General features: G+C 34.2%; 26 protein-coding genes. 3 read left to right on the top strand and 23 right to left on the bottom strand.

Translation table 11 applies throughout. From position 1 onward, the window contains the following. Window positions 1–3: 3 nt before the first annotated feature. The 5 genes from GWI58_RS07740 to GWI58_RS07720 form a co-directional block, all read right to left on the bottom strand. The gene (locus tag GWI58_RS07740; RefSeq protein WP_036905094.1) at window positions 4–909 is read right to left on the bottom strand and encodes a carbamate kinase; all 906 of its coding nucleotides are present in this window, start codon (window positions 907–909) and stop codon (window positions 4–6) included. A gap of 46 nt (window positions 910–955) precedes the next feature. Next, window positions 956–1,780: a DUF2877 domain-containing protein gene (locus tag GWI58_RS07735; protein WP_094959899.1), complete on the bottom strand. Its 825-nt coding sequence runs from the start codon at window positions 1,778–1,780 to the stop codon at window positions 956–958. A gap of 36 nt (window positions 1,781–1,816) precedes the next feature. Continuing rightward, window positions 1,817–3,082 (bottom strand): DUF1116 domain-containing protein, encoded by a 1,266-nt coding sequence (locus GWI58_RS07730; protein ID WP_004244300.1) that lies wholly within the window; start codon window positions 3,080–3,082, stop codon window positions 1,817–1,819. 12 nt (window positions 3,083–3,094) lie between these two features. Beyond that, window positions 3,095–4,762 carry an acyl-CoA synthetase FdrA gene (locus GWI58_RS07725; protein WP_012368281.1) on the bottom strand — a complete coding sequence of 556 codons (1,668 nt, stop codon included), beginning with the start codon at window positions 4,760–4,762 and terminating at the stop codon, window positions 3,095–3,097. A gap of 597 nt (window positions 4,763–5,359) precedes the next feature. Next, window positions 5,360–6,037 carry a hydrolase gene (locus GWI58_RS07720; protein ID WP_161769056.1) on the bottom strand — a complete coding sequence of 226 codons (678 nt, stop codon included), beginning with the start codon at window positions 6,035–6,037 and terminating at the stop codon, window positions 5,360–5,362. Window positions 6,038–6,316: 279 nt separating this feature from the next. Between GWI58_RS07720 and GWI58_RS07715 the strand changes: the two genes are divergently transcribed. Continuing rightward, complete coding sequence (locus GWI58_RS07715; protein WP_004244304.1) at window positions 6,317–7,192, top strand: pirin family protein; 876 nt, start codon at window positions 6,317–6,319, stop codon at window positions 7,190–7,192. 73 nt (window positions 7,193–7,265) lie between these two features. Here GWI58_RS07715 and GWI58_RS07710 read toward each other — a convergent pair whose 3' ends face one another. Then, complete coding sequence (locus GWI58_RS07710) at window positions 7,266–8,171, bottom strand: LysR substrate-binding domain-containing protein (RefSeq protein ID WP_004248666.1); 906 nt, start codon at window positions 8,169–8,171, stop codon at window positions 7,266–7,268. Window positions 8,172–8,681: 510 nt separating this feature from the next. Between GWI58_RS07710 and GWI58_RS07705 the strand changes: the two genes are divergently transcribed. Next, on the top strand, window positions 8,682–10,154 hold the full coding sequence (locus GWI58_RS07705; RefSeq protein ID WP_049198917.1) for an anion permease: 1,473 nt from the start codon (window positions 8,682–8,684) through the stop codon (window positions 10,152–10,154). A gap of 53 nt (window positions 10,155–10,207) precedes the next feature. Here the strand turns inward: GWI58_RS07705 and GWI58_RS07700 are convergent, their stop codons facing one another. The 8 genes from GWI58_RS07700 to GWI58_RS07665 form a co-directional block, all read right to left on the bottom strand. Then, on the bottom strand, window positions 10,208–10,561 hold the full coding sequence (locus tag GWI58_RS07700; RefSeq protein WP_004244307.1) for a helix-turn-helix domain-containing protein: 354 nt from the start codon (window positions 10,559–10,561) through the stop codon (window positions 10,208–10,210). Then, entirely contained in the window at window positions 10,554–11,537 is a 984-nt protein-coding gene (locus GWI58_RS07695) for a fimbrial protein (RefSeq protein ID WP_094959900.1), read from the bottom strand. The genes GWI58_RS07700 and GWI58_RS07695 overlap by 8 nt, the downstream gene beginning before the upstream one ends. Continuing rightward, a complete protein-coding gene (locus GWI58_RS07690) occupies window positions 11,518–11,811 on the bottom strand; it encodes a helix-turn-helix domain-containing protein (RefSeq protein ID WP_094959911.1) in 294 nt (97 codons plus the stop codon). Before GWI58_RS07690 ends, GWI58_RS07695 begins: the two co-directional genes overlap by 20 nt. A 22-nt stretch (window positions 11,812–11,833) precedes the next feature. Then, complete coding sequence (locus GWI58_RS07685) at window positions 11,834–12,331, bottom strand: fimbrial protein (protein ID WP_004244312.1); 498 nt, start codon at window positions 12,329–12,331, stop codon at window positions 11,834–11,836. Between the two features lie 12 nt (window positions 12,332–12,343). After that, complete coding sequence (locus GWI58_RS07680) at window positions 12,344–12,865, bottom strand: fimbrial protein (RefSeq protein ID WP_094959901.1); 522 nt, start codon at window positions 12,863–12,865, stop codon at window positions 12,344–12,346. Between the two features lie 66 nt (window positions 12,866–12,931). Beyond that, window positions 12,932–15,439 carry a fimbria/pilus outer membrane usher protein gene (locus GWI58_RS07675; RefSeq protein ID WP_161769055.1) on the bottom strand — a complete coding sequence of 836 codons (2,508 nt, stop codon included), beginning with the start codon at window positions 15,437–15,439 and terminating at the stop codon, window positions 12,932–12,934. A gap of 16 nt (window positions 15,440–15,455) precedes the next feature. Then, window positions 15,456–16,121, bottom strand: a complete 666-nt coding sequence (locus GWI58_RS07670; RefSeq protein ID WP_094959903.1) for a fimbrial biogenesis chaperone — start codon at window positions 16,119–16,121, stop codon at window positions 15,456–15,458. Between the two features lie 70 nt (window positions 16,122–16,191). Further along, window positions 16,192–16,716 carry a fimbrial protein gene (locus GWI58_RS07665; RefSeq protein WP_004244318.1) on the bottom strand — a complete coding sequence of 175 codons (525 nt, stop codon included), beginning with the start codon at window positions 16,714–16,716 and terminating at the stop codon, window positions 16,192–16,194. 694 nt (window positions 16,717–17,410) lie between these two features. Between GWI58_RS07665 and GWI58_RS07660 the strand changes: the two genes are divergently transcribed. Further along, window positions 17,411–18,340, top strand: a complete 930-nt coding sequence (locus tag GWI58_RS07660) for a Dyp-type peroxidase (RefSeq protein WP_161769054.1) — start codon at window positions 17,411–17,413, stop codon at window positions 18,338–18,340. 131 nt (window positions 18,341–18,471) lie between these two features. Here GWI58_RS07660 and GWI58_RS07655 read toward each other — a convergent pair whose 3' ends face one another. From GWI58_RS07655 to GWI58_RS07615, 9 genes are all read right to left on the bottom strand, one after another. After that, entirely contained in the window at window positions 18,472–19,500 is a 1,029-nt protein-coding gene (locus tag GWI58_RS07655; RefSeq protein ID WP_161769053.1) for a PixG protein, read from the bottom strand. 70 nt (window positions 19,501–19,570) lie between these two features. Continuing rightward, window positions 19,571–20,116 (bottom strand): fimbrial protein, encoded by a 546-nt coding sequence (locus GWI58_RS07650; protein ID WP_094959905.1) that lies wholly within the window; start codon window positions 20,114–20,116, stop codon window positions 19,571–19,573. Next, window positions 20,109–20,675 carry a fimbrial protein gene (locus GWI58_RS07645; protein ID WP_036895529.1) on the bottom strand — a complete coding sequence of 189 codons (567 nt, stop codon included), beginning with the start codon at window positions 20,673–20,675 and terminating at the stop codon, window positions 20,109–20,111. The genes GWI58_RS07650 and GWI58_RS07645 overlap by 8 nt, the downstream gene beginning before the upstream one ends. Window positions 20,676–20,690: 15 nt before the next feature. Next, entirely contained in the window at window positions 20,691–21,194 is a 504-nt protein-coding gene (locus GWI58_RS07640; protein WP_185686989.1) for a fimbrial protein, read from the bottom strand. 23 nt (window positions 21,195–21,217) lie between these two features. Beyond that, window positions 21,218–21,928: a fimbrial biogenesis chaperone gene (locus tag GWI58_RS07635; RefSeq protein ID WP_161769052.1), complete on the bottom strand. Its 711-nt coding sequence runs from the start codon at window positions 21,926–21,928 to the stop codon at window positions 21,218–21,220. Window positions 21,929–21,962: 34 nt separating this feature from the next. Beyond that, window positions 21,963–24,461 carry a fimbria/pilus outer membrane usher protein gene (locus GWI58_RS07630; protein WP_161769051.1) on the bottom strand — a complete coding sequence of 833 codons (2,499 nt, stop codon included), beginning with the start codon at window positions 24,459–24,461 and terminating at the stop codon, window positions 21,963–21,965. A 77-nt stretch (window positions 24,462–24,538) separates the two neighbouring features. After that, window positions 24,539–25,105: a fimbrial protein gene (locus GWI58_RS07625; protein ID WP_004248677.1), complete on the bottom strand. Its 567-nt coding sequence runs from the start codon at window positions 25,103–25,105 to the stop codon at window positions 24,539–24,541. Between the two features lie 59 nt (window positions 25,106–25,164). Next, complete coding sequence (locus GWI58_RS07620) at window positions 25,165–25,716, bottom strand: fimbrial protein (protein WP_004244332.1); 552 nt, start codon at window positions 25,714–25,716, stop codon at window positions 25,165–25,167. Window positions 25,717–25,901: 185 nt separating this feature from the next. Then, window positions 25,902–26,210 (bottom strand): helix-turn-helix domain-containing protein, encoded by a 309-nt coding sequence (locus GWI58_RS07615; protein WP_004244333.1) that lies wholly within the window; start codon window positions 26,208–26,210, stop codon window positions 25,902–25,904. Window positions 26,211–26,825 lie beyond the last annotated feature (615 nt).

Below are 26,825 nucleotides of genomic sequence, written 5' to 3'. Positions count from 1 at the left end.
TTATTAAGACTTATAAATTAAAGTGCCAGACTGACCTTCAATAACCTGTTGAATGTTTTGTAATGCGCCAATATGAGCTTGTTGTCCTGTGGCATTTACAAAATCACTGACAGCCATGATTTTTGGTCCCATTGCGCCATCAGCGACTGCCATTGGTGCAAGTTCTTCTGGTGTTGCTTCACGAATAGCAGCTTGTTCTGGTGTTCCCCAATTTTTATAAATGGCATCAGCCTCTGTTAAAATAACAAAGTGCTCTGCATTTAACTCACGAGAAATTAAAGCTGCTGTTAAATCTTTATCTATAACGGCTTCACTACCAATAAATTCATTATTTATATTATTAACTGGAATACCTCCTCCACCGCCACAAATAACAATATGACCTTTATCTAATAAAAGCTTTACTGCCTCTATATCAATTATTTTTTGAGGTGCTGGTGAAGGTACGACACGGCGATAATATTGCCCATCTTTTTTAAATGTCCATTGATATTTATTTATTAATTCTTCTTTTTCTGCTTCCTCATAAATAGGGCCAATAAATTTACTCGGTTCTCTAAAAGCCTCATCATTAATATCAACAGAAACACGAGTCATTACTGTAGTAATTGCTTGCGTAGGATTATTTTGGTTGATTTTCTGCATCATCATATAACCAATCATCCCCTGGCTTTCAGCGACCAAGATATCCAACGGATAGGCTGGAACCGCTTGATAAGCAAGATTTTGTAATGCTAACAACCCAACCTGAGGCCCATTACCATGTACTAAAACAACACGGTACTCTTGCGCTAATTTATTAATTGTCTCTGACATTAATTCAATATTTTTATATTGATTTTCAGCAGATAAAATTTCGCCACGCTGTAATAATGCATTTCCGCCTAAAGCAATAACAATTGTTTTCATAATTATCCGTTTCCGAACGTTTATAATTTCTTTTTAATAAAAAAGATTAATCTATACGCTGTTGTTGTTTAATTTGATAACCAATCCATAATCCCAGTAAAGTATCTGCACCGGAATGATGACCGATAGAGAGTATTTCCAACATATCTTTAAAAATAATCTCTTTATTTTTTATTTTTTTACCTAGTTGAATAAGATAGGTAGAAAATATTCCCCGTGTGGCGTATTCCAAATAATGTTGACTCACGATCGTAGTTAATGACGATAATGGTGGTGTTTCATTAAAAAAATGTTCAATCGATTTTTCTGGCTGTGCTAAATAATGCGCAAATAACATTCCCACCAGCATATCATCTGAACTCGGTGTTAACCCTGGACCTTTACCAATAAACATCGCCCAATTAACCGCTTTTCCAGACAATTGATGATAAAATAACTTTGTTAATAACTTAATTTCATCAAGTCGGGCGATTTGACGATAGTTTTTTAATGGCCCATAGAGTCCAGTCGCTATCACCGGAGATAATAGAGAAAAAAAACTCTCTAACCATCGTAAATCTAATGTCGCTTTATCTTGTAAACGCAAATTTTCACTATCACCGGCAATCAATGTCATATTATCTGCGATTGCGATTTGATTGTTTTTCATCCGCATTTTCAAAGTGGGATGACACTGCTTAGCCAGAGAATCAAAATCGGCTTGTTTCAGTAGCCACCCCATCGGGCTTAATCCTCTTCCTTGACGATGAAAAGTGATTAAGCGTTGCTGAGGGCAAATAAAATTCAAAGCATGTTCATAAATGCCGACACATTTAAACTCACCTTCAAAAGCAAAGATATGCTGACTGGTTTGAAGTGCTTGAATTTGCATATTGCCCCCTGACGACCGTGTTATTACAAAACGTGATTAAGCTTCAATGCCTAATTCTTCTGCCAGTGCCACTATCGCTTTTTCAAAACAGCCTAAAGGTGCACGTACCGTTCCTGCGCCAATTTGCCCAACCCCCGGCTCTTTATGAGCAATACCCGTATTAATTAGCGGTGTAATACCCGTTTCAACAACTCGACGAGCATCTAAACCTAAACACGCACCTTGGAAATCCCAAGTCGGTATTTGTAGCATCATATTACGAGCAAGGTAGATTTCAGCCATCTCTTCTGTCACTTCACGTGCTGCATCCATACCACCCGATGCCCCGACAAAGCGGGTTACTCCCGGAGCTGCAACCATTGCCGCACCACCAATACCGAAAGTTTCAGTAATAGCACTATCACCAATATCAGGGTTGGCATCTGCTTGGCTAAAACCAGAGAAGAATAATCCTTGTGGCGTATTAACAGGTGCTGTAAACCATTGATCACCCATACCACTTATTTTGATGCCAAAATTACTACCATTACGCGTCATTACCGTCACAATCGTACCTTGCTTAATTTGTGCTCCTGCGTCCATCGCAGCTTTACAATAAGCCATGGCTAAATTAAGGAAGAATTGGTCAGTAATACTGAGGAATTTGGTCACTTTGGTTATCTCAGCCGCATCTAAATCCAATGTGCTAAGAATTGGCGCCAGCTCTCGTAACAATAGTGCAGAAGCTGCAATATTACGTTGGTGGAATTCATCCCCCATCGTAATGGCTTGACCCATAATTGCCGTAAGGTCTATCCCATTCTCAATGGTGGCTAAAGCTGCTTTTAATACTGGAGCTAAGCTATTACGCATCCAATGCAAACGTTCTTGTACATCAGGACCATAAGCACCAAAACGCATCACTTTACCAATACCTTCGTTCATATTGCAGTAAGCATAGTTACCGTGAACATGGTTTTTAATCACTAGCATTGGCATATGAGCAGAAGTAATACCGCCCATCGGCCCTACGGCATTGACATTATGGCAAGGAATAAACTCAATCTCTCCCGCCTCTAACATAGCCAAGGCTTGCGCTTCATTTTCAGCCCAACCTTCAAATAAGCTAGCACCAATACAGGCGCCACGGACAGGGCCACTCATTTCTTGCCAAGTTACAGGAGGTCCTGCATGCAGTAATTTTTTTCCTGTTGCTAAAGTTGGCACTACTTCTTTTGCTAAACTCACATCACACCAGTGAGGACGGGCTTCACGGATACGTTCGATAACTGCTTCATTCGCTTGTTCGATAGTTGAGTACATATCTGCAATTCCTTATTTCAATTTCTTTAATATTTCAGCCAGTTTTTTATTACCACCTGCGACAGGTGCCCATTGATAATGAACAACAGGCGTACCACTGGATTGCAGATCGTCAGCAAAACTGCGTAATCCGGCGTTGATCACGGAGATCCCATTTAAAAGTGGTGAAATTTCAGCAGCGGCTTCTACTGGATGTGGCTGGATTAATTCTTTGGCTAACAGTACGACTTCTGGCAAGGTATCCATCACAATAATACCTGCATCTTGTAGCTGTTTTTGTTGCTCACTACGGTTTTGAGGATCTTCCTGCGTACCGGTAATAGTGGCGATAGTGATCAGTGGATTAGCTTCACCACGTTTTTCATTTAGTTTTTTAATTTCTTGAATTAATGCGCCTGCTGGATCTGACGTTGCACCATAACCAATCACAAAGTCGACCAGTAATACGCCAATATCATGCTTATTACTTAATTCACTAATAAATTTATTGCGAGTAGAAGGATCTATCATTGGATGGGGTTTGCCTTGGGTATAAAAATCATCGCCCATATCAATAATTTTATGCCCTTGTGCATCGAGCATCGTACCTTGCTTATGTTCGTTATCTACCGCCACATTGAGTTGCTCAGATAACAACATCGCGCATTCTGCCGCTAATGTTCCACCCGCATATAATCCAATAATCTTTTTACCTGCCACTTTGGGTAACTGAGCAGCACTATCTTCAACACGTGCTAACGTAGCCGCAATACGCGCCGTTTCGTCTAAGGTGCGAGTAAAATAGATATTATCGTCTTGATATTTCTCTGGTGTTGTTCCTAAGAATTGCGCCACTATCGGTTTATTATGACGCTTCATTTCTGCAATAATTTTTTCACGTACTGCCGGGGCGGGAGGTTTAGAAACAAAAGCAATCACACGGGTTTGAGGATCTGCCGCCAGCATATTGATAGCCGTGATAGCACTAATACCACCAATTTGCTCGCTGAGATCTCGTCCCCCTAGGCCTATTGCATGAGAAACCCCTTGGCGTTGTAATACAATTTGTGAGGTGATCTCTTGAATTCCTGTCCCTGATGCACCAACGATACCAATAGAGCCTTTCGGTGCAATGTTAGCAAAGGCTAAAGGTGCGCCAGCAATATTTGCCGTACCACAGTCAGGCCCCATGACTATCAATCCGTTAGCGGCGGCTTTTTCTTTTAATGCTTTTTCATCAGCAATAGAGACGTTATCGGAAAATAGCATCACATTACAGCCATCTTCTAATCCCGTATCAGCTAATTCTGCCGCATACTCACCGGCAATAGAAATAAGCAACATATTAGCGTTAGGACTTTTTTGTTTAGCCGTACGCCAGCTACGTACAGTGGTTAATTTATTACCACTTTTTTGACCATTAGCAATATCAGCTAAGGCTTCTTCTAACGCACTGGAGATAGTCTCGATAATAGCGGGATCGTCTGATTCAGCTTTAATCGAAACACAGATATCATTCGGTGTCGCTTCGTTAAAAATGTCATGCCAAAAACCGGTGACATCAAGGAGAGATTTATTCGCTGGTGTTCCCATCATGACGGAAATTTCTTCCACCTCAGGGGCTTCACTTAATTTTCGGGAAATTATCATCAGGCTGACGGAATCCTGAAAGCTCCCTTTTTTAATAAAAGCATGGATCATTATAATATCCTTAACGCATTTAATATATGTAACTGCACATATCTAGTTGCATTTCGTTTTTTTGATAATAAGAAGCCTATTTACTTAATAGCTTAAGTAATATAAATAAAATTCGAGATAGACATGTTTGAAACTCTGTATACAAACATACTGAATAAATATCAAAAAGTAGAGTGATTAAAGTCACAGTTATTTATTGTAAAAAATTTTTATTTAATCAGTCGCTATTTATTAAATAAATTATAATGAGTGGAATGAGTAAAAATAAAAACACCATATTGAGTAAATTAATTTATATAAAATAAATTAATCATATAATTATCCATACCAAATGGTATGACAAATCAAGGGATTTATAAGGAATTTAACAAACAAGTAACATAACGCAGTTAGCCGATATTATCAACAAATAAAAAGCACTTTATTAATAAATAAAGTACCTTAAATAATTTTCATATAAATAAACATAAGTCTACACTTTACTTTTACACCCTTGCTAAAAATAATATTATTGAAAAAAAGCAAAAATAATGCCTATAAAAATAATATTTATAGGCATTTTTAAATTAATAAGTTTTAAATAAATTCAAGAACAAATTAACGTTGTGAATCTAAAGTTTCATTATTCTTTATAACATCTTGAGCTTTACTATAACTTTCAATTAATAACTGATAAGCAGGGAATATTTGGGTATAAGCTTGAGCCCATTCAGCGGCATCTGCACGGTTCCAAGTTTTTTGCATTTCAGAAGCCACTGCTGCCGTATCCATAGGCACAACACCGGCTTGAACAATACGTGCTAAGGTAATTTCTTCTGCCATTTTGCTATACGTTCCTGATGCATCAATCACAGCAAAAACTTGATAACCTTCTGCAACAGCACTAATTGCTGGGAACGCCATGCAAACACTCGTAATAGTACCAGCAATAATTAATTGCTTTTTACCCGTTGCTTTCACTGCTTCAACAAACTCAGGGTTATCCCATGCGTTAATTTCACCTTTACGGGCAACATATTTAGCATGTGGTGCATTTTGATGAATTTCTGGAATTAATGGGCCATTAGGACCTTGAGGGACAGAAGCCGTTGTAATAACTGGTATCTTCGCTAATGTTGCCATTTTTGCTAATACTGCAGCACGAGCGCGTAATTCCGTCATTGGCATATCACCAACGGTTTGGAATAAACCACTTTGGTGATCGATCAATAACATAACAGCATCATCTGGATTAATAACTGGACGTTGACCATTGAAATTTGCAGGAGTACTCATTTATTTATTCCTTCTAATTAACAAAAACGATTATTAACAATATGAAGAAGATATAAGGAAATAGCGTTAATTATCTCCTCGCTCTCGATATAATTAACAATAGTCAATTAATTAAAAAGTCGGTAGTAGCAATAATGATAAACACTATTCTAAAAATAGAACACTGAAACACTTTTGTCATTGTTCTATTTTTAGAATAATGAAACCTATTTTCCCCTCTACTCAAATCAATATAGCTCATTAGAATACCACCTATAGAAATTTTATAGGAATATCATTATGAAAAAAGTTATTGGTGTTTATAAAGCGCCTCGTCAACATTGGGTCGGTGATGGCTTCCATGTACGCTCACTATTTAGTTATGGTGATCATGGTAAATATTTAAATCCATTTTTATTATTAGACAGAGCTGGCCCGACTGATTTTCCAGCCTCTCAAGGCCATAACCGTGGTGTAGGCGAACACCCTCACCGTGGGTTTGAGACTGTGACTATTGTCTATAAAGGGGAAGTGGCACATCACGATTCTACAGGTGAAGGAGGAGTGATTGGCCCTGGAGATGTACAATGGATGACCGCAGCATCAGGTATATTACATCAAGAGTATCACTCTGATGCCTTTAACCAAGCGGGAGGCATACTTGATATGGTGCAGTTATGGGTAAACCTCCCATCTCATGCTAAATCAGCGCCTGCTGGCTATCAGTTACTCAAAGAGAGTGCTATTCCAGTGCTTCCATTAGCGAATGATGCCGGACAACTGCGCGTGATTGCGGGGGAATATCATCAAACTCAAGGGGCGGCAAAAACCTTTTCACCTGTTGACGTTTGGGATATTCAATTGAAAAGTGGTAAATCTACGACCTTACCAAGTAAAAAAGATCGCTATGTGGGATTAGTGATACTCCATGGTAGCGCCTATCTTGATAGCCAAACTCAATTAAATACGGGCGATTTGGTTATTTTAGATAATCAAGGTGGCTCAATTAATCTTGAAGCCATTGAAGATGCGGTTGTGTTATATCTTAGCGGAGAGCCAATTAATGAGCCTGTAGTTGGTTATGGTCCATTTGTGATGAACAGCAAAGATGAAATTAGGCAAGCTATTGATGACTTTAACCAAGGTAAATTTGGTCGTATCCCAAACGAAATATGATTAATACTCTCCTTGCTCTATAACTTTTATAACAAACGGCTGCTCACTTAGAGCAGTCGTTTGTATCTATTTTTTACTCTTTATATGGAGCCATATTCTGCGCTAAATAATCTAATAACACTTGAATAGCGGGTAATAAACCTTTTCGTGACGGATACACGGCATGAATAACATCTTTAGGAAAACGCCACTGTGGTAAGACTTCCACCAAAGAGCCATCTGCTAACTCTTTCTCTACGACACTCAATGGTAAACGCGTGATCCCAAGTCCCTTTAATGTTGCTTTATATAAGGTCATCACATCCGTTGTCGCTAATTTAGGTGTAACATGTTGCGTTGAAACGGTACCATCATTATGGGTAAGCGTTAGCGTATACTGCTGCGAATGTTCGCTATTAGCTAAAATAGGATAATCAGCAAGTTGCTCTGGAGAATCAGGCGCACTGTTGGTTGCAAATAATAGCGGATTAGCCACTAAAACACGGCGAGAATAACCTAATATTTTCATCGTTAAGCCAGAATCATCCAAAGGTAATGCTCTAACTCGTAAAGCTAAGTCAAGACCTTCACTGATCACATCCACAGGGCGGTTAATCGCTAAAATTTGTATATTGATATCAGGATATTTTGCCATAAAATCCACCAAAATATCTTGAATATAAATTTGCAGTAATGCAACTGGGCAAGAGAGTTTGATCGTGCCGTGAGGGTGCCCTTGTGCTGAACAAATAACCTCTTGAGCAATCTCCGCTTGTTCAACGACATTTTTACACTGTTGGTAAAAAGTTTGCCCTATCTTAGTGACATGAAATTGACGAGTTGAACGATAGATCAGCGAGACCTTTAGTCTCTCTTCTAAATCAGCAATACGACGACTAAGTTTTGATTTAGGAATACCTAACGTTTCGGCCGCTTGTGAAAAACCGCCAAACTCCACCACTTTAACAAAATAATAGAGGTCATTTAGATCATACTTCATCGCCTATTACCTATTTAATTGTCATTATATAAAAACTGAATTGTTTCAGCTTCGGAAATTATGATACATATATTATGATCTATTTTCACGCTAATAATATATTATAGGCTGATATTTTAGTAAAATAAAAATAACCATTAATTATAGCAATATAATATAAATAAAAATGGAAATTATTTTAATTCTGTGATGCTTATTTTTAATTACATAACACAATAAAGAATAAAAAAACAGGGGTAATTAAAAAGATTATTACTATTTAAATTAATTTAACACAAAACAACTAGTCTGAGTAAACAATAAATCACCTAAACAATAATGACTATAAAACAAATAGTTACTTAAAAACTTAATTACAAACCAAGATGTTAAGATTTAATTTTATTTTTATGATATTAATCAATGTATATTTAAAAATATGTTAATAAGATTATAATTAATAAAAATACTTATTTACATAATCTGTCACTTACAATTATTTCTTACACCTGTTTTTAATGGAATAACCTGATGAATAAATTAACTCCATTACGACCTATACCTACCTTAATTGCTGTTGTTATTACCCTTATCATTTGGTTTGTTATCCCTGTTCCTCAAGGGGTAGATCCCAATGCTTGGCACTTGTTAGCGCTGTTTGTTGGTACTATTGCGGCTATTATCGGCAAAGCCTTACCTATAGGGGCAGTATCCATTATTGCTATTGCGCTTGTTGCCGCAACAGGCGTCACTAACCCAGACTCAACTAAAGGCGCGATTAATGATGCATTAAGTGGCTTTTCCAACAATCTTATCTGGTTAATCGGTATTTCTATTATGGTTTCAATGAGTCTTAATAAAACCGGATTAGGTGCTAGAATTGGCTACTATTTTATTTCGTTATTTGGTAAAAAAACCATTGGTATCGCTTATTCCCTAGCTATTGCAGAAACGATCCTCGCCCCTGTTACGCCAAGTAATACAGCTCGAGGTGGCGGGATTATTCACCCAATAATGCGATCTATTGCCGATAGCTTTAATTCAAAACCCGAAGAGGGTACTAGTGGTAAGATTGGTCGTTATTTATCGCTAGTCAATTATAATATCAATCCTATCACCTCAGCGATGTTTATTACCGCAACCGCGCCTAATCCTCTTATTGTAAGCTTGATTATCGGTGAAACAGGGCCTGAAAATGAGTTAACTTGGTCAATGTGGGCAATAGCGGCTTTTGTTCCCGCCATTGTTTCATTATTTTTAATGCCGATTGTGATCTACTTTTTATATAAACCAGAGATAACCCATACGCCGAATGCTCCCCACTTTGCCAAAGAGCGTTTAGCTCAATTAGGCCCTATTTCATTACCAGAAAAAATCACTTTGGGAGTATTTGCACTGTTATTAATTATGTGGGCAGGAATACCCGCACTATTATTTGGTGATGCTTTTAGTATTAATGCGACTACTGCGGCTTTTATTGGTTTATCAATCTTATTATGTACTGGCGTATTAAATTGGGATGATATTTTAAAAAACAAAGGTGCATGGGATACCGTGGTTTGGTTTTCCGCATTAGTAATGATGGCCTCTTTTTTAGGAAAATTAGGTCTAATTAAATGGCTCTCATTAAGTGTTGGTGCCGGTATTGATAGTATGGGGATAAGCTGGGTAAGTGGTATGATATTACTTGTGCTTATTTATGTCTATTCTCACTATTTCTTTGCTAGCACCACAGCTCATATTACCGCCATGTTTGCTGCATTCTATGCCGCAGGTTTAGCTCTTGGCGCGCCACCAATGTTATTAGGACTTATTTTAGCTTTCTCTTCTTCATTAATGATGTCTTTAACTCATTACGGCACAGGTACTGCACCGATTATTTTCGGCTCAGGCTATGCGACCTTAGGTGAGTGGTGGAAAGCAGGTTTTGTTATGAGCATTGTTAACCTCATTATCTGGATAACCCTTGGTAGTTTATGGTGGAAGGTGCTGGGATATTGGTAAAATAATAAAAACAAAAATATGATGCCTAATCTGTCTGTTAGGCATCATATTAACTAGCGCCAAAGTTCACACTTTTCGACAATCGTCTCAGAATGATAATAACTTTCTTTATAGGCTATTCCTTCTTGATCAAAACAGTCATTTATATCTTGAAAAAAATAATTTAATTTAACTTTAAAAATATAAGATAATAAGTAAATTACATCCACATGAATATTGCACTCCCCATTTTCAAAGCGTGATTGATGTTGCTGGCTTACTCCTAATAAAGCACCAAGCTCACTGCCGGTCATACCATGTTGTTGTCTTAACATTTTTATTCTTGCGCCAACTATCTTTGATATTTTTTTATTCATAATCGCCTCGAATGACAAAACCATATCGAAAAATATATTATTATCACTCATATAAGATATTTACTGTTGCTGTTGAGTTAGCACTACCAGGCGTTATTTTATTACCTGTTTTTATATATCTTGCTTTCCAACCAAATATATAATCACCGGAGGAGACCCCATTTTGTAGACTATTTTTTGTATTTAGTTTTATCGGATTATTGTTTTTATCTAATAACTGAATGGCAACACCAGTGGCTCGATTAGTGCCCGATAGGTTTAATTTCCCTGTATTTGCATCTATATATCCAGCACTACTTGTCACTGTCGCTTTAATGTTAGTGCCAGCCGCACAGTTTAATGTAATAGGAACATCTACACTTTTACTGACATCACCAATATTTTTAAATTGAGTATCATACCAAGTCCCCATATTAATATTATAATTTGATGATTTTGTAGTACATTTTAATGAATTTATCTTTATTGCATTAAGAGGCAAATAAAGTGAAGTTAAGTTCCAAGTTGTGTTTTTAGGTTGTGTATTATTTTGTACTGCTTGAGCAATCTTACCCCATTGAAGGCTTCCTGATTGCGTTACTCTGCCTGTTTTCATTATATAAACTGTCCAATTCGGGTATTCAAATAAATATGAGTTGTGTGTTCCATCTCCTTTCTTAGACCAAGTGGTGTTTAACGCGCCAAATTTATTGAAATAAACTTGAATTCCTATACCAGGGATATTTGTCTGTACTATTTTCTCAGCATTTGGTACCCATCCATTAGTATAATTTGCCGAAATTATAGAGTTACCACATTTCCCATCATTACCTGAAAAAGTTTTTATAGGTCCTGCTCTATAATTAATTATAATCTTATCTAATATACCTGTGCGCATATCATCATATTGAAGTGTATAAACTTTATTGGGTATATTAACCCAAATATTTTTTAAATTAGGATTTTGAATACAAGCCGCAAAAGAGTTAGCTGAAAAAAACAATAATGTAGCTAATAAAAAAATTTTTTTATTTATTAAATGATTCATTTTTATTCCCTATTATATTTGATATTTTATTTTCTATTTCTACTTTATCTTCATCATCTAATTGAAAAAGATCACTTAAACTAATACCGAAAAAACAAGCATATTGATAAAGCCTATCTAGACTCACTCGATTAATTCCCCGTTCATATCTTGATTGCTGCTGTTGACTTATACCTATTTTATCAGCCAATTCACTTAATGTGAGGCCATTAACCCTACGGTAATAAGCGATTTTTTTTCCTACCATCTTTGATGCTGGATAAGAGCGATTCACTTGAACCCCCTTTATGACACATTTAATTATAAATAAGAGTAAATTCAAGATGGCTCTTAAATGATCCCACCGTTATATTATTTCCATAGCCAACCATTCTTGCCGATAAAGCAAATTCCGCATTATGGTTATATTTATTAACAGCCGTCATTAATTTATCATTATTTTTTACAATACCTTTATTATTTTGCATTGCTAAATTTAGTGCTATATCTTTAGCCGTCCCACTATTAATAAAATATTCCGAATAATTAGGAACACTTTGGCCTCTTAAAATCATAGTGACTTTCTCTGTATTAACTGGGCAGTTTTTTAATTTTATAGAAAAATCTATCCAGTCTGATGCTTGACCATTTTTAATATTTCTAATATTGATTTTTTTTAAATCAATTAAATGGTTTTTCGTTTCTAACTCACAAGGTGAGGCTACTACTGACCCATATACATTAATATTAACAGTGTTGCTTAATGCGATAGGAGAATATGAAAATAATAAAAATAACGTTAGTGATTTCCACATAACACCCTCTTTTTATTGATAAATAAGCGTTGCTGTTATTTTGGCGGACACCGTCCCCGGTGTTGCATTACCGAATTTACTAAATGCTCGTGTTCTTAGTGGAACAGTAACCGATGGTTTACCATTAACCGCGATATATAAATTTTTTCCATTGCCTAATGGAATTTCGCCATTACTGTTTTTATTTTGTAATTGAACGGCAATATTTTTTGCCGTCCCCTCATTTTTATATAAATTATTCACATCAGCATTATCAGGCGTTCCAGAAAAATTCAGCTTTACTTGATTTACTCCCGGAGAACAATCTATTAACTTAATATTAAAATCATTCCAAACAGAACTAGAGTTTACTTTATTAAATAAACTTTCTGGCATCTGTTTCAAATCAATATTAATATTTTTACTACCAGAAACATTACAAGTCGCGGCTTTTATATTTCCAGAAAATTGAAGTGTCACAGTACTTCCTGCAGATGAAAAAAAACTTATTCCAATAGTAGTTATAAGAAGGAAGAGCCTCATTACTTTTATCATTTTACTTTCCTACAGGTAGCAAACATCAATAGCTATAAAAATAACTATGTTTGATATTTAAATTAATTAATAGCAAGTTACAGTCGTTTTATAGAGCCCTAAATAATCTGGAATATCAGATAGATCATAATTTACCTGACAGCTTTCATTGTTGTATTTAATAGTAAAGTTCCCTTTCTGTTTTAGCCCTGATAAATAAACTTCTCCATCATTACCTACAATACTATTTAACTGACTATTGTCTTTAAAAATAGCTTGAGCGCCAAATGGTACTGGCTTTTTGTTTTCCAAATTTATCGTCATTAATACACGATAGCCTACATTTGCTGAAAAATTCGCTTTTACTAAAGCCCCTCGACTCGGTAAAACCGTCTGACTGGTAAGTTCCATTTCAGCATTCTCTGGCAATCTTAATGTATCGATCTCGACAGTATTTTTACGATATGGTGTGACATAAGGAACTAATGCATACCCTGAGTTATTAGTCCTAACTCCCGCTTGATTTAATATCGTAATATCACCCGCATTAGGAATATCTACGATTGCCGCGGTTTCTCCCAGTTGCTGTCCAAAAACAACTCCCTGAGAATGAGCAACTACGCTACCGCTCACACCATAGTAAAGATTATGATTATCTTTGCTATAACTGTACCCCCCCGTAATATCACCTAGTTGGCCTTTGTAGGATGCATTGATATTTCCAGAAGATCCTTGATCTTGATTGGTAAATGCTTGTTGCACACTCCAATTTAATCGATTATTTAACTGAGATGCCGATATACCTACACTTCCTGTACTTGAACTATTATTGTTACTATTCGCATTAAAATTATAATAAAAAGTATTATCAAATACGCTAAAGGGCACATTCACCGAAAAAGCCAACAAATGTTCATCATCATTCTTATATTTCTGATCAGAAATATAAGAATGATTAACTGTATTTTTATTATAGGTATAATTTATTCCATAGCTGATACCTTGCCAGCTATTATTATAACCAAGTGTTGCTGATTGTTTTTTGCTTTTGCTGTTCCAATAATCCTCTTGTATATATCCGATAGCTAAAGAGCCATATTTATCACCTAAATTTTGATTAAGCGTTATCTCCGCACGATGACGGCGTTGCTCAATTTCAGGGCTATAATGAGTACGACGAAAACTATCAAATACTTCAGATAAACTATAAAAGCCACTCGTTGAATAGCGATAACCTGCTAAAGCAATATTGGTTCCTATATCGTTCAAATTCTTATTATATCTAAACCGATAAGACTGACCTTGTTGCTTCCTTCCATCATTAAAAGTTGACTTAGCCTGTGTAACATCAACAGAAACAGCACCAAATGAGCCTAAATTCTTCCCAATACCTAGGGAGTAAGATTGATAATTTTGGCTCAACTGACTCCCCCCATAAGCAGTAGTGCCATAAGGTAAACCATAAACTAATGTAAACTGGCCAAACTTCGTTTTATCTACATTATTATCATAAGCACGATATTCACCGCCCGTTACGCTATAAGTGAAATGACCTTCACGCTGTAATACAGGTAAAGAGGCGAAAGGTACGATTTGATGTTGCTCACTACCATTAGCACCTTTAATCGTAACGTATAAATCCCCACTACTACCTGATGGATATAAATCATTAATTTCAAAAGGGCCAGCTGCCACTTCAGTTTGATAAATAGTATATCCATTTTGTTTGATAGTTATTTGCGAGTTACTTTTTGCAATCCCTCTAATGATAGGCGCATAGCCTCTTAAACTTTCTGGATACATCTCATCATCTGTTGATAATTGCATGCCTCGAAACGGAACACTATCAAAAACATCAGATGAAGATATCCCATCCCCTAGTATTAACTGACTTTTTATTTTATTTATATTCCTAGATAAATAGGTATAAAGGGTGTTCCACTTCCCTGATTGATTACTTGTACTCGACCATGTTGTGTAGTTTCTTAAACGCCATGGTCCTAAATTTAAACCTGGTCTTAAATTTATATAATTTGAAGTTGTATTTGAACTGCCATTCTTACGATCATAGTTTTTAGAACCACTATAACTATAGTTTAGTAATAAGGCATTTATACCATTATCAATATTATCTAACTCTATATATCCTCTTGGGTTTTTAGATAATGCAATTTGCGGAATACTTAAATATAACCTTTGTGAATCAAAATCTAATTCACTTTTAGCTTCTGGTATCGCAGACAAATTGACACAGCTAGTATATTCAGAATAAAGCCCAGGATAATCTGTTGTTTTAACCCCAAAGTCATTTAGATCATTTACTGATAAACAAGGTTTAAGCTGATTATTTTTGTCTTTATCAAATCTAATATTTTTAGTTAAAATTAAATTAGTGTTAACATAAATATCAACATAATAGTCACCTGCTAGCTGTTGGTTATTCTCAAAAGAAGATAAATCAATAATATCTTTATTTGGCAGCTCTAAAAAATCTGGATCAAAATAGATATCATCTAAATTATTATTTTCTGCATATAATAAAGCTGCATAGCCTAAGTATAAAATGAGGCTAATACATACCTTACTTATTTTCATATTAGAAACCTAATTATTATATTCTAACTTCGGATAAATCCACATTAGCCCCATAATCATTAATAAGCTCCCAGCTTATAAGACCATGTTCATTATTATCATTTATATCAAATGATTTCGTTGAAAAAGGTTTAGCATAAGAAACATCATCAACCAATTTTCCATTGAATTTGATTGTTTGAAAATTCATAAAATAAGGTGTGGGATTATAAACTATGACTTTCCCTCTTTCTTTTGACCAAGATAATTTTTTTTGTTCTTCTTCAAAATTAACGTCTTTTAGACTTTTAGGTCTATAGATCAATTTCATTTGCGTTTTAAATGCAATTTGTAATGAATTTTCTGTTTTTTCTGTAGCAGGGATCGTTTTTATATTTAACCAAAAAAGAGATTCTTGATCACTTGGTAGCCCTTCTTCTGTTAAAAAGATCCTCAATGTATTCTCTTTATCTGGATTCAATCTAAATAAAGGTGGCGTGATCGTAAATTTTGACTGTTTTTTTTCCTCAAAATCATCTATCCATGACTGGATCAAATAAGGCATTTTATCTGGGTTTTTCACGTTAATGCTGACATTCTTATTGCCTTCATTATAAATTACCCTTGTGCCGCTAATAATAACACCTGCATAAGATGCATTAATAATAAATAAAGAAATAAAAAATAGAATAATAGACTTCATATTATCACCATAAAATGATTGTATAATAAGGTTTAAATCCCTTTAAACCTTATGACTTACCTAGTTATTTTTAATTATAATTAATAGTAAATGTTGCATTCGCATTTGCTAAACCCGCAGTGACAGAATCTGTTTTAGCAATATAACGAGCTCTAAAGTCTAAATTATTTTCAACACCTTCTTTTAATGGATAAGTTTTAGATGCGGTAAATAAAGGGACAACGGTATTTGCATCATCCGTAATTTGAATACCGACACCTGTTGCCACTCCCGACTCTTGTTTTAGCGCAATAACAGTATCGTCTCCAGAATAAGACTCTGCATCAAATTTAACAGATGCAGTACTTACTGTTGCAGGGCAATTAATTAATTTAATCGTAAATTTAGTTGCCGCAGCAGTAACTCCGGCACTAGGTAATGCTGTTTTAGATACCTTACCTAAATTAACTTTTAAAGCATCAGATCCAGCAGCTAATTCGCATGCGTTATCGATAATTTCGCCTGTAAAATCGATTGTTCCATCTGCAGCTAATGCATTATTCGCGACAAAAATAGACGTTGTAGCAATCAACATTGCAATAAAGCTTTTTCTCATTTATTTCTCCAAATAATTATTTTAAATACATTGAGATAATAGAAATAAGATTAATTAACTCAATACGCGAGTATTATCTATTTATTATTTGAAATAAACAAGTTTCGGTTATTACAGCATAATATTGATAACATTTTAATATTAAATAGTGTTATTAACTAATAAAACACAGTATAAGTTAAACAATATTTTTTACTTTTAATAAATCTTATTTTTAATAATTTGAAACAAAAATAAAAACAAAAATAAAAATAAAATTTTTCTTTTTTAAATAAAATATTTTTTTGTTTTCTTTTATAACTCATATAGTGTTAATCGTATATTAATTTTCAATAAAAATGAGTTTTCTGATTAAAATAAAATAAATTCTAGCTGTATATAAGCTCTAAATGCTTATTTAATCAACACTATGGCTAAAAAACATCAATACTATATTCTAAATACCTGTATAAGTTAGTGATTTACTCTAAAGAAAAGCTAAGAATTTTTTCAAATTTATATAAAAAGCATTATTTATCACAAAAATCACAGTTCGATTGTTTTCCAACCCAAAAAATATTTACTATTCATTTTTAATGATAAAAATCAAAAACCATGCTTTGTAAAAGGAAATACTTTGGTGTAAAACTAAATTTAGTTTTTACTTATATCGCATTAAGCAAAATTTTCCGCCACGTATCTATTAGGAAGCACTATGAAATATCAAGATGTAACAAAAACCCCCTGTGAGAACGCTTATTTTCTAGTCTTTAATCTTATTAACTCATCGGAAACCCGCCCTACTCTTATCGACTTTTGTAATAATCTATCAGGTCTTCTTCGTAGTATGAGAACCCGTTTCCCTGAATTAGACGTAAGTTGTGTGATGGGATTTGGTGCTGATGCATGGTCTAAACTATTCCCTAATCAAGCTAAACCGCGAGAATTAAATACCTTTAAGCAAATCAACGGCGATGTGTATACCGCAGTATCGACACCTGGTGATCTGTTTTTTCACATACGGGCACTAAAGGTATCCGCTTGTTATGAATTAGCCGCAATTATTAGCCAAAAATTAAACTCTATTGCCACCTCAGAAGATGAAGTACATGGTTTCCGCTATTTTGATGGTCGCTCGATTATTGGTTTTGTGGATGGAACAGAAAATCCTGAGTTTGAAGATGAGCGTGTCGCTTATGCGGTTGTTGGTGATGAAGATCCACTGTTTACCGGTGGAAGTTATGCATTTGTACAAAAATACATTCATGATATGGCGGCTTGGGAAAACCAATCTCTCATCGAGCAAGAAAAAGTGATCGGTAGGCATAAATTCAATGATGTTGAACTAACTGATGAAGAAAAAGATCCAGGCTCACACAATGTCGTCACCAATATTCAAGATGAAAACGGTGATGATTTAAAAATCGTACGAGCAAATATGCCGTTTTCAAATCCCTCCAAAAATGAATATGGTACCTATTTTATTGGTTATGCTCGCTATTTCTCAACAACAAACCGTATGTTAGAAAATATGTTTGCAGGAACACCTGAAGGACATACCGATAAACTACTGAAATTCAGTACCCCCGTCACGGGCACATTATTCTTTGTCCCATCTCCGGCGTTTTTAGATGATATAGAATAAAAATTGATTATCAGTACAAACAAAAAGTTAATAGCAATAGCTCATATACTACTCTATATTCGATAAGAACAAGAAAGAGCTATTGCTATTCAATATGATGACGGCATTAACTTACAATATTAATCGCCTGATCAGTCAACCAACACCCGCAAAATAGCACTTCCTCGAAAACTACCTTCAACGGGGTTTCTTATATCATTAGGATGAAAGGTTGATGTGATAGAAAATGTTTTTGTAGCACCTGCGTTAAGTTTAAATTTACCTTTATATTCGGTATCGTTATATTTCAACTCACAAGAGCCACCATTACCACATTTTGTATAGTTTTCCGTTTTTCCAGAAACAGGTGCACTTCCTATTAATGAAACGGATACTGATGCATCATAATCACACGTTAGTTGATAGTTATAAGGCGGAGTCACATTGTTAATAGATTCTTCTGGTGTCATATTTCCATGAGATAAGTTAATAACTTGGTTTTTAATATTACATTTACTTGTGATAGTCACAGGAATATTAATATAGCTGTTCATATGAGGTTTCATAGCATCACCAAACTGGCGAAAGCCATCCCAAGAATTGTATGTACTTGATCCTTTATTTTCTTCATAAGCCCATGCAAAAGGAATGCTTAAATTATATGTACCTGGATACGCCGTTGATCTGGCAACAGCCACACTTAAAGACATTGTTCGATCTAACGGAAGCACTTCAGAGCCTAAACCCCAAACTGTTCCAACACTATGACAACCACTCGGTGACTGCTTAGCATAATAATTTGGTCCAACATAAACTTGATTATTATTATTATTGGTAGCAGCTAATGACCAAGAGATATTAGATAAATAATAACTCAATCCTGATGAGTGTTTTTGCCAAGTGTTTGTTTGTGGGAATCTTATCCAATAGCGATATTTTCCTTCTTCTGCCCGTGAGCCAGAACCACTACAGTATGAAGATATAACCCGCCACCCACCAACTTGAGGGATAGTCACCTTTATTACGCCACTTGCATTAGAATCGGTTACATTAAGTCTAGGAGCTGTTGCGGATGCAGCGCCTCCACCTGCTGGAATATGCAAGAAATTTTGTTGCCAAGCAGCATGTGCATACGGTGCTGCAATAGAAAATAAAGCAATTCCTATTAATATCTTATTCATTTAAACCGTCCTATTTTTAGGATTATATAAACCTCAGTCTCTGATACTCATCATTGACTCTGTTTTAGGTTTAGTTATAAACAATGCTTAATGATGCGGAGGCCGTAAAATTTCCAGGAGATAAATCAGCGGTACCTGTTTTAAAAGGAACTGCGGTAATAGTAAATTGGCTCCTTTCTTGCCCTGAATTAGAGAAACCTTTAGTGACGGCATAACCTCGAGAGGCTGAACCATTCAAGCGTAAAGGGTGATTAGCATCAACACTATCCCCTTGATATAAGGCAAGACCAAATCGATTTGAATTCACGCTATCTGCGGAAACGCGAAGAACGTTATCAGGCGCTCCAGCTAATTGAATACCGGATACTTTAACGTAAGGCGACCCCTTAAAATAAGTACATGTAATAGGAATATTTTTTGTGATAGCACTTGTTTGGCCATCCACTTTATATGTCATTATTTGATTAAAGGAAAATTGTATAGGAATATTATTATTAATAACACACGGAGGAACATAAATAGTTCCTGTAATACCTATATTTATATCAACTGCCCGTGCAGCTCCTGATAGTAAATATAAAAAAATAGGCAGTATAAAATATTTACTTTTATTCATAAGAAACCTCAAATTCTACCGTGGCATTATAAACTCCAGGTACAACACTTTTTTCCTGTATTGCTTTTGGTGTCGCTTCAACAAATGCATTAAAGGTCAGCAACATCGTGCCATCGTTAAGTTGAGTTCCATTTCCACCGTTATGGTTTTCACCTAACGTAATACGTTGGTTTCCATCTATATCAATTAATCCAATGGCTAACTTACTTTTATTAACACCAGATGAAAGTGTAAGGTACTTTTGTTGTTCAGCTCCCATCTCTGGCTCTGGCTGTCCATTAAATTTAATTTTCACTGATTTCCATAACGATTTGGCATCACATTGGATAAGTTTAATGGTAAATTTTTCTGCAGGTCTAACCGCAGGATATTTCCAATAATCCCTTGGTGTACTATTCAAAAAAAACACATTTTGGTTTAAACTTGATTGATCAATTCTACATGGCGTATCAATCAAAGTACCATCAAAATTCATTGTTGTAGCCGCATTTGCAACAGGTAAAAAAATAAGCATAAAAAATAATATTTTTACCCATTCTCTATAAAAATAAATAACCATATGATCTACCTTAAATTAGTTATACTGCAATTTAAGAGTTAATATATTTAACTTCCGGTCAAGAATATTTCTCTTTATTTCATCTGAAAAGAGGTAATTCAAAATAACATTATCTTTATAATGCTTTAATCTATTCATTCTTATATCAATATTTTCTACGTTATCGTTGATTTTATTTGTAAAACTTAACACACTAGTAAACATAGGTTTACTATTTGAGCTGTTTTTAAAATCACTATAAATATTACAACCACCAATAACAACATCGATATCTTTAATATATAGTTCCTTTAAACTAATTTCATTCGAAATAAGCTCACAAGGAGCATTTAAAAATGAGCCTTTTATATATATAAAACCATGTTGATTTTTTTCATTTTGATTGTAAAAATTAATTTTTGCCTCATTAACATTAAAGAATGATTTATCTCGAGCGACAGGTTCTGCAAAGCCAATTTGAGAAATAAAAAGGCCATTAATGTAAAGTATCAACATAAAGATAAATTTTCTGTTTTTCACCTTTCTATCTCCAAAATCAGTTTTTATTTTTTCTCGGCTACACAACGATTAGCTTGACATTGAAATTTAATTGTCGGTCTTCCACCATAATCATTTATATAAGATAAGTATGGCGTTGAGTACACTTTACTATTAACCCTTTGTGACGATTTAGGGGCAATCATGACAGCATTAAACTCAGAATCAACCGCTTCTTTCTTTGAACCACCAATACCGAATACAGTGATGTAATAAGGTGTTGGATTCTCTATTTCATAACCATCAGATAGCTTATTTAAAACTAATTGATCTTGCCAAATAGCATTTGGCTCTCTCAATATTTGTTTCGGTCTATAAAACAATTTTATTTTTGTATGTAAGGCAATTTGTAATACATTATTGTCTTCAGCTTTAGGTGGAACTTCTCTGACATTAAAATAAAATAATGTTTCTCTATCGTTAGGTAATTTTTCAATATCTGGTGTCGCAGATACTTTAATTAACGCTTTATCACCAGGCTCTAATCGCTGAACTAATGGTGTAGCAATTAATGGCCCTAGCTCAATTTTTTCATTCTTATCATTTTCAATCCATGTTTGAGCTAAATACGGTAATTGTTTATTATCGTTAGTAATATTAATAACTAATGCATTTGATCCACCTTCGTATATAGCTCTTGTTCTATCTAAAGAAATTGCTGCATAAGCGTTTGATGTAACTATTAACCCTAATAATAAACATGATATTTTTTTCATTTTGAGACCTTTGAATTTTATGAATTACCGATTGTTATTTTTCACACAATAATAATATCTTATTACTCGGTTCTATTTTATTTGGCAGTTTAGCAACACATCTTTGCTCAGCACCCCAAGATACATTAATTTCTTCATTTGGATTAATCCCTGTTAGCCAAGCAAAACCATCATCACTAATTATTCCTAGCTCTCGTCCTTTAGCATTACTAATTATTGAACCAAATGGTGGATAAGAGTTATCAGCTAACCTAATTATTGCAAAGGCCTTCTCACCTTTTAACACTTCAAATTTTCTATAACCAATTGCCCCTTCAGTTAATGAAGATTCTACAATCGCCTGTGTCGCTTCTATATTATTAGGTAATTTAGTTAAATCGATCGATGTTTCATTACGATAATAACTATTAATATCGGTAACAACACCATAACCCCAATTATTGGTTGTTACACGGCCACCATCAACAGGCACTCCTGCAACACCTTCAGTATCAACTAATAAGCGAGTTCCACCATTAAATCCACCAGGGTGAAGTGCGGCTCCTTTAGCGGTAATCGTTAAGCCCCCATTAGCAGAGAAACCAAACGATGATGTATTATTATCTGAAATAGTCGCATTTGCATTGATATTAGCGATTGAAGTATAGCGTCCATAATAGCCAGAGAAGCTTGAGCTACTATTCATATCATCGCCATATGTAGTTGAGACATTTAAATTATAATTAGCTAAGTTATCTTCAGAAGTATTAAAATAGCCTATATTATGCGTATAGTTTCCTGAGTTTTTTGAACCATCATAACTTATAAATCCTCTATTATTCTCTAATGGAATACTAACTCTCGCAAAGAAGACATCATTATCTTTACCATAGTATTTAGATCTCGATGCCGATAAATTTAATGAAATATTTTTAATCGCAAAAACATCCATATATTTATTTAAATTAACAGAATAATAATCGGAATTACTTTGATCCCAATATGTCTGATGATTATATTGTACACCAATTGTAGTGTTATATTCAGAAAGACCTTTATTAAAGGTTACTATATAAAGCTCTTTCTCTTTTCCAGTAAAGTCATCACGATAACGTGCATCTAAATAATTTTGCATCGTCATATAATTACGTTCATTAAATCGGTATCCAGCGAACGTCACATCCGCATCCAAATTATCAAAACGTTTAGAGTAACTGACTCGCCATGATTTACCTTGCATGGTGCCACGATCAGGTAATCGAGCATAAGATTGTGTAATATCGGCAGATACTGCACCGAAAGCGAACATATCGCGCCCAATCCCAATCGCTACGCTATTATAATCACCGGCGAAAATGGTACCGCCATACATAGTCCAAGCATTACTTAAACCAAAAGCAGCTTCAGTCGTACCAAATATAGGTCCTTCTGTATTATGTAATTTATCTCTAGAGCGTCCTGCAACAACCTTATAACGAACTTGCCCCGGTCTTGTTAAATAAGGAACATAGGCTGTATCAATTTGAAATTTATTCGTCTTTCCATTTTGCTCAATAACCTCAACATCCAATTTACCACGTACCGAACTGTCTAAATCTTGAATGGCAAATGGACCTGCGGGTACTGTTGAATCGTAAAGAATACGCCCTTGATGCTTAACAACTACCCTTGCGTTAGTTTCAGCGATCCCTGTAACTTGTGGTGCATATCCTCTTAGTTGAGGAGAGAGCATCCGATCATCACTTTCTAAACTAATCCCCGTATAACGCCAAGAATTAAATATATTAGAGTTTATAAAGTTTTCACCGATGGTTAAGTTAGACTTTAAGCTGCGGATCGCGCGATATCCATAAACTCGAGTAAAATTTAATAAATCTTTATTGTTTTCCGCATCACCAGAGGTTCGGTTATAATTTCCTTGATAATCAGAACGAATACGCCAACTACCAAAGTTATAACCAACAGTACCATTGTAATAAATACTTTGTGTATTGTTGCCTTCCTTAGGAATATTAACATTGGTATTAATATTATAATCAAGGATCAAACCTGAGATCCCATCATCCCAGCGAGATGGTGGTAACCAAGTAGCACTTGTATACTCAAGCCATATTTGAGGTATTTTAATTGATAATATACCTTCATTTAATTTTGTTGTAACTTCAACACCATCTAGACTTAATAAGTCAATACATTTTCCATCATTCCATATTGGTAGATTATTTTCTATTTTTTCCTTTAATCCTAAAGATGAAATAATATCACCTGTTAAACAGGCTTGAGGTAACAGTTTTTTATTTTCATCTTGAAATTTGTTTTCTCTTTCTAATACGTCAACAGTATATGTTGATGAACCGATCCCTTGTCCATTAAGCACTAAGTTAAGTTGATATTTGCCCGGTAAAATATAACCGGCTTCACTAAACCTAGCAAAGTTAATATTATCTTTAGATTTAGAGTCAACAACATCTAAGTTAAACTCTACAGAATATACATTTTGAGAATAAATTATAAATAATATAGTTGCCAAAATGCTTGTAGATCTTCCACTCATATTCTCTCTGTTCATATTGGCTAATAACCTTAATTATTTAAGTCTTAAAGTTTTAATGAGAAGTTGAAAGCAGCTAATCATTCATAATTTATTTTGAATAAAACGCTTGCATAATAATCACCAGGAGTAATTACATCCAACTTTTTTACAACGTCTATTTTGTAATATAGATATGTATTATCCCCATCAACATATATTAATGGTAATGACTCTCCAGAATTAGCGCTATATCCATATTCATCTATTATTTTAAAATAGACTTCATCACTGTTATTAAATGAAAATAAATCAGCTTTAGATCCACTAACATCTGAATAAAATGTTAACGTAACGCCTTTCACTTTATCGATATTTTTAGTCTTATTAATAAATTGGCAATCAGATAGTTTTATTTTTATTTTTTTACTCGCTAATAAATCATCATTATTGTTCATTTTATTAACAGGTATAGTACCTAGATCAACCAATTGATATTTACTATCCATATCTAATGTGCAAGCAGGCGAAATTACTTTTCCTAAAAACTTTGCTGTTCCTTGCCACCAAACTTTATCTGATGGGATATATTTATCCAATACAGCTCCGCTTGCATATGTTGAAAAGATTTTAGTGAAAAATAATAATATTATGATTTTTTTAAACATAGATTTTGGCCTTAAATAATCGAGAGCAGATTAACTGCTCTCGTTAAATTTAATATTTTTTATTCATAGGCTAATGTGAAGTTTGTTGTAGCGTTAAACTCACCTTCAGCAATTGTTCCGTTTGTTGCTTTCTTAGCCCAAGCTGTATACATCAGCGTATTATCATTATTACCCAGTGCTTGTAATTCACCTGCTTCATTGAATTTAACCATTGAACCAGTTGTTGTTCCTGAAATAACAATAGCAGTCCCTGTATTACCAGTTGTTGCTAACTCTTCTGTTGCACCAGTAATAGTATTTCCATTAAAGGTTACTTTTACGCCTTTATAAGAACCAGCAGCACCAGTATCAGAACCGGCTTTAGTTAAATCACAATTAACCAATTTAATTGGGATTTGTTTAACTTGAGAAATACCATCTTTCTCTAATAGGCTTTTGCTGATTTGACCAAAATCGATAGCTTGGTTAGCACTTTCGGTAGCAATACCACAAGGTGCATCAATAACTTTACCAGTGAAAGTAATAGTACCATCACCTGAAGCCGCTTGAGCAACAGTCGCAGAAAAAGCCATTGATGCAATAGCGAACATCGCTAATTTATTCAATTTCATATTTTTACCTTTATATTTAACGTAGGAATTAAAGCGTTAAAAAATTAACTATGATATATAGTTACACACATTATCCTCATCCCATCCAGAGATGATATTGTTACTTCCATTACTTTTAAAAACTTATGACTATTTAAATTTTTATATAAAATTTAAACTGTATTTGTACAGATGATATAAATCATCTAAACACGCAAATAGAATGGAAACGAATCACTATTTTTTAATTTATGTTTTATAATATCTACGACAAGAACTTTTCGATAAAACTCAGACCAGTCAGCATCCAATAATTTTAATATCATATCTAATGTTTCAATATTGATACTTGTTATTCCATTTTCATATCTTGATATTTGTTGCTGACTCACATCAAGTAATTCGCCTAATTGGGCTCCTGTTAGAGATTTACGTATACGAGATTCTCTAATAAAATTTCCAATATTCTTCCTTAATAATAAAGAATCAGATCCTCTATTCTTATCGATATTCATGAAAAGCCACCTTCGTATATGTAAATTACCACTTACTTTATTCTCATTAATAAATTTAAATAGAAAAATTTAAAATACGATTTACATCTGATTTGCAGAGACAATAGTTTGCTTATCAATTTATGTAAACATGTTTAAAACGATAGATAATCAAAATACGATAGTTTACAACTATTGTTTGTTAAAACTTTATCTATTTTTTGTTTCATGTATGTAGAAAAAAATGAATAAATTCAATAGTAAAATTACTTAGTCTAAATTCGTTAATAAATGCAATTTTACACGCAATACGTGTTAATTATTTTCACTTAAGTCAAATTAATTTAGTTTGCTTTAATTTTTGCGATATATTCACAATCAAAAAAAGAGCATCTCAATAAGATAAAATTAAGTAATTGATGTTTTTTTAATAATTACAACGTTCATTTTTCTTAAAAAATGTCGCTATTATTAATTAAACATCAGCATTAAAATTTGATAAGAATATAATAAGAAAAATCAATTTACTGAAATTCAGTAAATTGATTTTGAAATAGGCTGAGCCAGGTATAGAAAGAGAAAGAATTCTATTGCCTAAATAATCGACTTACAACTATCGATAATTTAAAAATAAAA

The organism is Proteus sp. G2674 (assembly GCF_009915195.1).
GTDB classification, from domain to species: Bacteria; Pseudomonadota; Gammaproteobacteria; order Enterobacterales; family Enterobacteriaceae; genus Proteus; species Proteus mirabilis.
The sequence above is the reverse complement of the archived record's forward strand: the minus strand, read 5'-3'. Positions and strand labels throughout refer to the sequence as shown.

Excerpts from the sequence above, each read along its gene's own strand:
- GWI58_RS07685 (WP_004244312.1), bottom strand. The coding sequence starts at position 12,331 with ATGTGGAAATCACTAACGTTATTTTTATTATTTTCATATTCTCCTATC.
- GWI58_RS07710 (WP_004248666.1), bottom strand. The coding sequence starts at position 8,171 with ATGAAGTATGATCTAAATGACCTCTATTATTTTGTTAAAGTGGTGGAG.
- GWI58_RS07650 (WP_094959905.1), bottom strand. The coding sequence starts at position 20,116 with ATGAATAAAAGTAAATATTTTATACTGCCTATTTTTTTATATTTACTA.
- GWI58_RS07625 (WP_004248677.1), bottom strand. The coding sequence starts at position 25,105 with ATGTTTAAAAAAATCATAATATTATTATTTTTCACTAAAATCTTTTCA.
- GWI58_RS07680 (WP_094959901.1), bottom strand. The coding sequence starts at position 12,865 with ATGATAAAAGTAATGAGGCTCTTCCTTCTTATAACTACTATTGGAATA.
- GWI58_RS07730 (WP_004244300.1), bottom strand. The coding sequence starts at position 3,082 with ATGTACTCAACTATCGAACAAGCGAATGAAGCAGTTATCGAACGTATC.
- GWI58_RS07615 (WP_004244333.1), bottom strand. The coding sequence starts at position 26,210 with ATGAATATCGATAAGAATAGAGGATCTGATTCTTTATTATTAAGGAAG.
- GWI58_RS07725 (WP_012368281.1), bottom strand. The coding sequence starts at position 4,762 with ATGATCCATGCTTTTATTAAAAAAGGGAGCTTTCAGGATTCCGTCAGC.
- GWI58_RS07715 (WP_004244304.1), top strand. The coding sequence starts at position 6,317 with ATGAAAAAAGTTATTGGTGTTTATAAAGCGCCTCGTCAACATTGGGTC.
- GWI58_RS07635 (WP_161769052.1), bottom strand. The coding sequence starts at position 21,928 with ATGAAAAAAATATCATGTTTATTATTAGGGTTAATAGTTACATCAAAC.
- GWI58_RS07700 (WP_004244307.1), bottom strand. The coding sequence starts at position 10,561 with ATGAGTGATAATAATATATTTTTCGATATGGTTTTGTCATTCGAGGCG.
- GWI58_RS07665 (WP_004244318.1), bottom strand. The coding sequence starts at position 16,716 with ATGAGAAAAAGCTTTATTGCAATGTTGATTGCTACAACGTCTATTTTT.
- GWI58_RS07655 (WP_161769053.1), bottom strand. The coding sequence starts at position 19,500 with ATGAATAAGATATTAATAGGAATTGCTTTATTTTCTATTGCAGCACCG.
- GWI58_RS07705 (WP_049198917.1), top strand. The coding sequence starts at position 8,682 with ATGAATAAATTAACTCCATTACGACCTATACCTACCTTAATTGCTGTT.
- GWI58_RS07670 (WP_094959903.1), bottom strand. The coding sequence starts at position 16,121 with ATGAAGTCTATTATTCTATTTTTTATTTCTTTATTTATTATTAATGCA.
- GWI58_RS07735 (WP_094959899.1), bottom strand. The coding sequence starts at position 1,780 with ATGCAAATTCAAGCACTTCAAACCAGTCAGCATATCTTTGCTTTTGAA.
- GWI58_RS07695 (WP_094959900.1), bottom strand. The coding sequence starts at position 11,537 with ATGAATCATTTAATAAATAAAAAAATTTTTTTATTAGCTACATTATTG.
- GWI58_RS07630 (WP_161769051.1), bottom strand. The coding sequence starts at position 24,461 with ATGAGTGGAAGATCTACAAGCATTTTGGCAACTATATTATTTATAATT.
- GWI58_RS07720 (WP_161769056.1), bottom strand. The coding sequence starts at position 6,037 with ATGAGTACTCCTGCAAATTTCAATGGTCAACGTCCAGTTATTAATCCA.
- GWI58_RS07660 (WP_161769054.1), top strand. The coding sequence starts at position 17,411 with ATGAAATATCAAGATGTAACAAAAACCCCCTGTGAGAACGCTTATTTT.
- GWI58_RS07675 (WP_161769055.1), bottom strand. The coding sequence starts at position 15,439 with ATGAAAATAAGTAAGGTATGTATTAGCCTCATTTTATACTTAGGCTAT.
- GWI58_RS07645 (WP_036895529.1), bottom strand. The coding sequence starts at position 20,675 with ATGGTTATTTATTTTTATAGAGAATGGGTAAAAATATTATTTTTTATG.
- GWI58_RS07740 (WP_036905094.1), bottom strand. The coding sequence starts at position 909 with ATGAAAACAATTGTTATTGCTTTAGGCGGAAATGCATTATTACAGCGT.
- GWI58_RS07620 (WP_004244332.1), bottom strand. The coding sequence starts at position 25,716 with ATGAAATTGAATAAATTAGCGATGTTCGCTATTGCATCAATGGCTTTT.